Annotated in this window: 7 protein-coding genes; 5 read left to right on the top strand and 2 right to left on the bottom strand. The window is 71.0% G+C overall.

Annotated features, from left to right (window positions below; all coding sequences use genetic code 11):
* The first annotated feature begins 2 nt into the window (after positions 1 to 2).
* Positions 3 to 1,385, top strand: coding sequence for an FAD-binding oxidoreductase (locus tag QM572_RS10540; protein WP_415092818.1), 1,383 nt, complete (start codon positions 3 to 5; stop codon positions 1,383 to 1,385).
* On the top strand, positions 1,382 to 2,692 hold the full coding sequence (locus tag QM572_RS10545; RefSeq protein WP_415092820.1) for a class I SAM-dependent methyltransferase: 1,311 nt from the start codon (positions 1,382 to 1,384) through the stop codon (positions 2,690 to 2,692). Before QM572_RS10540 ends, QM572_RS10545 begins: the two co-directional genes overlap by 4 nt.
* 33 nt (positions 2,693 to 2,725) lie before the next feature.
* Here the strand turns inward: QM572_RS10545 and QM572_RS10550 are convergent, their stop codons facing one another.
* Positions 2,726 to 4,747 (bottom strand): SDR family oxidoreductase, encoded by a 2,022-nt coding sequence (locus QM572_RS10550; protein WP_415092822.1) that lies wholly within the window; start codon positions 4,745 to 4,747, stop codon positions 2,726 to 2,728.
* A 54-nt stretch (positions 4,748 to 4,801) separates the two neighbouring features.
* Between QM572_RS10550 and QM572_RS10555 the strand changes: the two genes are divergently transcribed.
* The gene (locus tag QM572_RS10555; protein ID WP_415092823.1) at positions 4,802 to 5,569 is read left to right on the top strand and encodes a siderophore-interacting protein; all 768 of its coding nucleotides are present in this window, start codon (positions 4,802 to 4,804) and stop codon (positions 5,567 to 5,569) included.
* Entirely contained in the window at positions 5,566 to 6,501 is a 936-nt protein-coding gene (era, locus tag QM572_RS10560; RefSeq protein ID WP_415092825.1) for a GTPase Era, read from the top strand. The genes QM572_RS10555 and era overlap by 4 nt, the downstream gene beginning before the upstream one ends.
* A 3-nt stretch (positions 6,502 to 6,504) precedes the next feature.
* Here era and QM572_RS10565 read toward each other — a convergent pair whose 3' ends face one another.
* Positions 6,505 to 6,987 carry a flavodoxin family protein gene (locus QM572_RS10565; protein ID WP_415092827.1) on the bottom strand — a complete coding sequence of 161 codons (483 nt, stop codon included), beginning with the start codon at positions 6,985 to 6,987 and terminating at the stop codon, positions 6,505 to 6,507.
* On the opposite strand from QM572_RS10565, the gene QM572_RS10570 reads away from it, so the two are divergent.
* On the top strand, positions 6,986 to 7,819 hold the full coding sequence (locus QM572_RS10570) for a septum formation family protein (protein WP_415092829.1): 834 nt from the start codon (positions 6,986 to 6,988) through the stop codon (positions 7,817 to 7,819). The genes QM572_RS10565 and QM572_RS10570 overlap by 2 nt on opposite strands.
* The last annotated feature ends 97 nt before the right edge of the window (positions 7,820 to 7,916 follow it).

Genomic DNA, 7,916 nt, shown 5'->3' on the forward strand with positions numbered 1-7,916 from the left:
CTGTGAGCAGGTGGCAGGACCATGAGGCGGCGGTGGAGCGGCTGAAGGCGTCGTACGACGCGATCCCGGCCGGGTCGCCGGTGCGGCTGGCGAAGAAGACCACCAACCTCTTCCGGGTGCGCTCGGCCACCGATGCGCCCGGGCTCGACGTCAGCGGCCTGGACGGCGTGATCGAGGTGGACCCGGTCGCGCGGACGGCCGACGTGCAGGGCATGTGCACCTACGAGGACCTCGTCGACGCGACTCTCGCCCACGGCCTCATCCCGTACGTCGTCCCGCAGCTGCGCACCATCACCCTCGGTGGCGCGGTGACCGGCCTGGGCATCGAGTCGACCAGCTTCCGCAACGGCCTGCCGCACGAGTCCGTGCTGGAGATGGACGTCTTCACCGGTGCCGGCGAGGTCGTCACCGCCACCCCGGGCACTGCGTCGTCTGAAGGTGTGCACGCCGACCTCTTCGAGACCTTCCCCAACTCCTACGGCTCGCTCGGCTACGCCACCCGCCTCAAGATTAGGCTCGAGAAGGTGCCGCCCCTCGTCGCGCTGCGCCACGTCCGCTTCGACGACGCCGAGCTGCTCGCCAAGACCATCACCGCGATCACCGAGTCGCGGGAGTACGACGGCCAGGAGGTGCACGGACTCGACGGCGTCGCCTTCGCGCCGGGGGAGTACTACCTCACCCTGGCCCGGTTCACCGACACCGCCGAGGGCCGGACCCCGTCGGACTACGTCGGCGGCCAGCGGATCTTCTACCGCTCCATCCAGGAGCGGGAGACGGATCTCCTGACCATCCACGACTACCTCTGGCGCTGGGACACCGACTGGTTCTGGTGCTCGGGCGCGTTCGGCGCGCAGAACTCGAGGATCCGCCGCCTCTGGCCCAAGCGCTGGCGCCGCAGCGACGTCTACATGAGGCTCCTCGGCCTCGACCGTCGGTTCGGCATCGCCGACCGGCTCGACGACCGCGCCGGCCGGCCGCGCCGGGAGCGCGTGGTGCAGGACATCGAGGTGCCGGTCGGCAACCTGCCCGCCTTTCTCGACTGGTTCGACGAGCACGTCGGGATGCGCCCGGTCTGGCTCTGCCCGCTGGTCGCCCAGCGGCCCTGGCGCTCCTACCCGCTCGCGCCCGGCGAGGTCTACGTCAACGCCGGCTTCTGGGGCACGGTCCATGTCGGCCCCGGTGCGGAGAGCGCGCCGGTCAACCGCGCCATCGAGGCCCGCGTCCACGAGCTCGGCGGGCACAAGAGCCTCTACTCCGAGGCCTTCTACGACGAGGAGACCTTCGCCGGCCTCTACAACACTCCCAACCTGGACGCCGTCAAGGCGATCCACGACCCCGACAGCAGGCTGACCAGCCTCTACGACAAGACAGTGAGGCGTCGATGAGCATCTCGAGCACGATCAACGGGTTCTTCAGCGGCGGCCTGCCCGTCCGGCTGTCGGCGTACGACGGCTCCGTCGCGGGCGACCTCGACTCGCCGTACGGCCTGAGGATCCTCAACCAGCGCGGCCTGCAGTACATCCTCACCGCGCCGGGCGATCTCGGCCTCGCCCGGGCGTACGTCAGCGGCGACCTCGAGCTCGAGGGCACCCACCCCGGCGACCCCTACCCGCTGCTGCGGCTCATCGTCGGCTCGACCGACTTCGCCCGGCCGAGCGTCACCGACCTGGCCAGGATCGTGCGCGAGCTCGGCGTGGGCAGCTTCGTGCCGCCCAAGCCCCCGCCGCACGAGCACCTGCCCGTGTGGCGCACCGCTCTCGAGGGCGTGCGCACGGCGGGCGTCAACGCGTTCAGGCGCCACACCGCCGAGCGCGACGCCGAGGCCATCCATCACCACTACGACGTCTCGAACACGTTCTACGAGCACGTCCTCGGCCCGTCGATGGCCTACACCTGCGCCGTCTACCCGAGCGACGACGCCACGCTCGAGGAGGCGCAGGCCGAGAAGTTCGACCTGATCTGTCGCAAGCTCGGACTCGAGCCCGGGATGCGGCTGCTCGACGTGGGCTGCGGCTGGGGCGGCATGGTCCGCCACGCCGCGAAGCACTACGGCGTCTCGGCCCTCGGCGTGACGCTGTCGCGCGAGCAGGCCAACTGGGCCGCCGAGGCGATCAAGCGCGACGGTCTCGACGATCTCGCCGAGGTGCGCTTCTCCGACTACCGCGACGTGGTCGAGACCGACTTCGACGCGATCAGCTCGATCGGGATGACCGAGCACATCGGGGTGGGCAACTACCCGGCGTACTTCTCCTTCCTCCACTCGAAGTTGAAGGAGGGCGCGCCGCTGCTCAACCACTGCATCACCCGCAACGACAACGCGGGCAAGGCGACCGCCGGGGCGTTCATCGACCGCTACGTCTTCCCCGACGGCGAGCTCGCCGGCTCCGGCACGATCGTCGTGGCCGCCGAGGACGCCGGCTTCGAGGTCCAGCACCACGAGAACTTCCGCCGGCACTACGCCAAGACGCTGGCCGCCTGGAACGAGAACCTCGTTGACAACTGGGACGCGTGCGTCGCCGAGACCGACCTCGGCACGGCGAAGGTGTGGGGTCTCTACATGGCCGGCTCGCGGGTCGGCTTCGAGACCAACGAGATCCAGCTCCACCACGTGCTGGCCACCAAGACCCCGAAGAACGGTACGCCGAACGCCGGCTTCACCGACTACCCGATGCGGCACACCTTCGGCGTCTGAGGGTGCGGTCCGGGCGGTGCCGGGCGGCGGCCGCTACCAGTGGACGCCCTTGAGCAGGCTCTTGAGCATCTGCTGCTGCGACATCCTCTTCTCCTCGGCGGCGTCACCGGGGCCGTCCGCGCCGCGGGCGGCGGCCGAGTCCGGGAAGGCGTGGTAGGCCACGTTCAGGACGCGGAAGGCGGTCTTCGGGGTCAGCGTGTGTGCGAGCGCGCCCACGGTGCCCGACAGCGTGTTGACCTCGTGCGGCTTCTCCACCAGGGCTCGCACCACGATGTCGGCGGCCTGGGCCGGCGAGATGGTGGGGAACTTCTGGTACATCTTCGTCGGCGCGATCATCGGCGTCCGCACCAGTGGCATGTGGATCGAGGTGAAGCTGATCCCGTCGCTGAACAGCTCCGAGGAGACCACGTTGCTCCAGGCGTCCAGGGCGGCCTTGGAGGCGACGTAGGCGGAGAACCGCGGGGGATTGGTGAGCACGCCGATCGAGCTGATGTTGACGATGTGGCCGGCCTTGCGCTCCCGCATGCCCGGCAGCAGCCCCATGACGAGCCGGATCGCCCCGAAGTAGTTGAGCTGCATCGTCCGCTCGAAGTCGTGGAAGCGGTCGCCGGAGAGCTTGATCGAGCGCCGGATCGAGCGGCCGGCGTTGTTGACCAGGAAGTCGACCTGCGGCAGCTCGTCCTCGAGCCGCTTGGCCAGCCCGTCGATCGCGTCGAGGTCCGACAGGTCGCACGGGAAGACGTGCGCGGTGCCGCCACGCAGCTCGATCGTCAGCCGCAGCGCCTCGAGCTTCTCCCGGCCGCGCGCCACCAGGACCGGGATGCCGCCCGCCTGGGCGACCTTGAGCGCCGTGACCTGGCCGATGCCCGAGGAGGCACCGGTGATGACGACGTACCGGTCCTCGAGCGCCTTGCGGATCTTCTTCTCCCGCACGAGCGAGGTGTCGAGGTTGTCCTCCCAGTAGGTCCACAGGGGCCGGTGGTAGGTGTCCAGCGGAGGCACCTCGATGCCGGAGCCGGCCAGCGCGTCCTGGGTGATCCCGCTGTCGTAGACGGCGGTGAAGTTGACGTGCGCGAGCACCTCCGGCGGGATGCCGGCGGCACGCCCCACCGTCTGCCCCAGCGCCAGCTGCACCGGCGTGGAGCGCACCGCGCCGCTGATCAGGGCGGAGGGACGGATCGCCTTGGGCAGGCGCCGCAGCGGGCCGACCACCCTGCGGTCGATCGGGGTCGCGAAGGTCGGCGCGCCGGCCGCCTCGCAGAACAGGTTGAGCATCTCCACGACCGGCTGCGGCTCGGGGTTGACCAGGTGGAAGGCCTCGCCGTCGCGCCCCGGGAGGTGCGCCAGGTAGTCCATCGCACGGGCGACGTAGTCGACGGGAACGACGTTCGTGTCCCCGAGGTCGTAGCCCATCAGCGGCAGCCACTTGGGGAGCGCGTCGCGCAGCCGCTTGATCATCGGGAAGAGGTAGTAGGGGCCGTCGACCTTGTCCATCTCGCCGGTGTCGGAGTCGCCGACCACGATCGCCGGGCGGTAGACCCGCCACGGCACCTCGGACTCCTCGCGCACGATCTGCTCGGACTCGAACTTCGTCCGGTGATAGGGCGAGGGGAGCGGCTGGCCCTCGTCGAACATCTCCTCGGTGAAGACGCCCTCGTAGTCCCCGGCGGCGGCGACCGAGGAGACCTGGTGGAAGCAGCCGGCGTCGAGGGCCCGGGCGAGGGCGAGCGCATTGCGGGTGCCCTCGATGTTCATCGCGTCGTTCGTCGCGGCGTCGGCGGTGATGTCGTAGATCGCGGCAAGGTGGAAGAAGTGGTCGATCGCGCCGGCGTTCTCGCGGGTCCACCCCTCGTCGACGCCGAGTCCGGGCCGGCCGAGATCGCCGACCACCGGCACGACCCGGTCGCGCGCGCCCCACTGCTCGATCAGCCGCTCCATCCGGCCGAGCGAGCCGCCGCGGCACAGCACGTAGACCGTGCCCTCGCGGTGATCGAGCAGCTCGGCGACGAGCCGCCGGCCGATGAATCCTGTGGCGCCGGTCACAAAGTAGGCCATGTCGCGGACTCTAGTGCCGCCGACCGGGGTCCGGTAGGTGAGTAGCCTGACCCGGTGAGCGTCCGGGCCCAGCAGCACTCCGCCACCGTCGTACGCCGGGAGCGGCTCTCCGATCACCTGGTGCGGCTCGTCCTCGACGTCGACCCCGCGACCGGGTTCGCCTCGACCGGGGTGCCCGACGAGTGGGTGGGGCTGATCGTCCCGGGGCAGTTCCAGTCGCGCTACTACACCGTCCGCTCGTACGGCGGCGGGCAGCTCACGCTCGATGTCGTGGTGCATGACGTCGGACTCGTGACCGAGTGGGCGCAGGGCGACGTGACCGGCCAGACGGTGACCATCACCGACCCGAAGGGCTCCTTCGAGCTGCCGCCGGAGGCGCGGTGGCTGCTGCTGGTCGGCGACCTCACGGCACTGCCCGCCATGGCACGGATCGCCGAGACACATCCGGAGCTGCCGGTGAGGGTCTGGGCCGAGGTGCCCGACGAGCTCACGGCCTACCTCTCTGCGGACACGGTCGGGGAGGCGGCCGAGGTCACCTGGGTGCCCGGCCACGGCGAGCACCTCGCCGCGCTGGTGGAGGGGATCGACTGGCCCGACGGCGACGGCTACTTCTGGATGGCGGGGGAGTCGGCGCAGATGCGCGCGATCCGCAAGCACCTGATGCGCGACCGCGGCCTGCCCAGCCACGCCTACGACGTGATGGGCTACTGGCGCTCCAGCGCCGGCCGGCAGCCGCGGGCCGTCGACCCCGGGCCGATCTACCGCGAGGGCAAGGCCCGTGGGCTGAGCGACGCGCAGATCTGGGAGGCTTACGACCAATGAGCTCCCCAGAATTCAGGTCCGGCTTCGTCTCCTTCGTCGGCCGTCCCAACGCCGGCAAGTCGACCCTCACCAACGCGCTCGTCGGCGCCAAGGTGGCGATCACCTCCGACAAGCCCCAGACCACCCGCACCGTCGTGCGCGGCATCGTGCACCGGCCCGACGGCCAGCTCGTGCTCGTCGACACCCCCGGCATCCACCGCCCGCGCACGCTCCTCGGCGAGCGGCTCAACGACCTCGTCGAGGCGACCTGGACCGAGGTCGACGTCGTCGCGATCTGCTTCCCGGCCAACGAGCGGATCGGGCCCGGAGACCGGCGCATCGCCGAGAACGTCGCCAAGCTCAAGAAGGGCATCACACGGGTCGCCGTCGCGACCAAGACCGACCTCGCGAGCCCCGAGCGGATCGCGGAGCACCTGCTCGACATCACCGCGCTGGGCGCCGACCTGGGCATCGAGTGGGCCGAGATCGTCCCCGTCTCCGCCACCTCCGATGGTGCCGCCGGGCAGGTCGGGCTGCTCGCCGACGTGCTCCTGCCGCTGCTCCCCGAGGGGCCGCCGCTCTATCCCGAGGGCGACCTCACCGACGCGCCCGACGAGATCCTGGTCGCCGAGCTGATCCGCGAGGCGGCGCTGGACGGCGTACGCGACGAGCTGCCGCACTCCATCGCCGTGGTGGTCGAGGAGATGGGGCTGCGCGAGGGCCGCGACGAGGACAGGCCGCTGATGGACGTCCACGCCAACCTCTTCGTCGAGCGCGACTCGCAGAAGGGGATCGTGATCGGGCACAAGGGCAGCCGGCTCAAGGACGTCGGCAAGCGCGCCCGGCTCCAGATCGCCGAGCTGCTCGGCGTGCCCGTCTATCTCGACCTGCACGTGAAGATTGCCAAGGACTGGCAGCGCGACCCCCGCCAGCTCCGCCGCCTCGGCTTCTGAGACTCACTCCATGAGGGTCGCGGCGAGCGTGGCCCCGAGCTCGTACGCCGAGGCCAGCTCGTCCGCGCCCACGTCGCCGACCGCCTCGAGCACCGGTGAGACCTGCCGCCAGCCGAGCGCGCCGACGACCGACTGCACCGACCGGACGGCTCCGGTGACGTCGTACCGGCCATGGACCCAGAGGCCGTAGGGGCGCCCCGCCGTCGACGGCGCGCTCCCGCCCGGGAGATCGTCGAGGGCGCCGCCGATCGACAGGAACGTCCGGTCGAAGAGGTGCTTGAGGGCGCCGCTCATGTAGCCCAGGTGCGCGGCCGTCCCGAGCACGTACCCGTCGGCGGCGAGCACCTCGTCCGCCGTCGCGTCGAGCGGGTCGGCGACCGCGACGTCCACCCCGCCGATGGCGTCGTCGCGCGCGCCGGCGAGGACCGCGTCGGCCAGCGCCGCGAGCGAGCGCGACGGCACGTGATGGAGGAGGAGCAACCGCATGTCCCTATCCTTGTCCCTCGTGTTGTCCCGCGTCCGCCGCATCGTGCCGACCTTCGCGTGGCTGCTCGCGGGCCTGCTTCTGCTGGCCGCATGCGGTGACGGGTCGACCACGAGCGGGACCAACGCCGACGCGGACTCGGCCAAGCCGCCGGCCACGGGGATCTGCCGGAACCTGACCCGCGTGGAGATGGCCGAGCCGAGCAACGCCGGGGAGCACGTCGCGTGCAGCGAGCCGCACAACTCCACGACCTTCGCCTCCGGCGAGCTGCCCGACGACTTCGCGAAGGCGGACTACGACGACCCCGACCTCGACACCTGGGCCTACGGCACCTGCATGAGCGCGCTCGAGGAGTACCTCGACGCCGGCGACTCCACCCTGATGCGCTCCCTCTTCACCTGGGTGTGGTTCCGCCCCTCGGAGGACGCCTGGGACGAGGGCGCGCGCTGGTACCGCTGCGACCTGCTCGCGGGCGGCGACCACGGCCAGCACTACCTCGACCTGCCGACCACCACCCAGGGCCTCCTCACCGGCAAGGCCGGCGACCAGTGGATGGCCTGCGCTCGCGGCTCCGACGTCAACGACAGCCCGCGGGTCGCCTGCAACCAGGCCCACGGCTGGCGCGCGGTCACCACGATCAAGGTCGGCGAGGCCGGCGACCCGTGGCCGGGGGAGAAGGCGGTGGAGTCCAAGACCAAGCAGTTCTGCTCCAGCAGCGTCGCCGCCTGGCTGAACTACCCCACCGACTACAACTACGCCTACACGTGGTTCGGCAAGGCGGAGTGGAAGGCCGGCAACCGGCGCTCGATCTGCTGGGCGAAGACCGACCAGTGAAGACCGACCGGTGAGGCGCGCCCTCGCGCTCCTCGCGGCCGCCGTGCTGGTCGCCGCGGCCGGTGGGTGCGGCGGGAGCGCCGAGCCGGCCTTCCAC

Source organism: Nocardioides sp. (genome assembly GCF_047607365.1).
Classification (GTDB): Bacteria; Actinomycetota; Actinomycetes; order Propionibacteriales; family Nocardioidaceae; genus Nocardioides.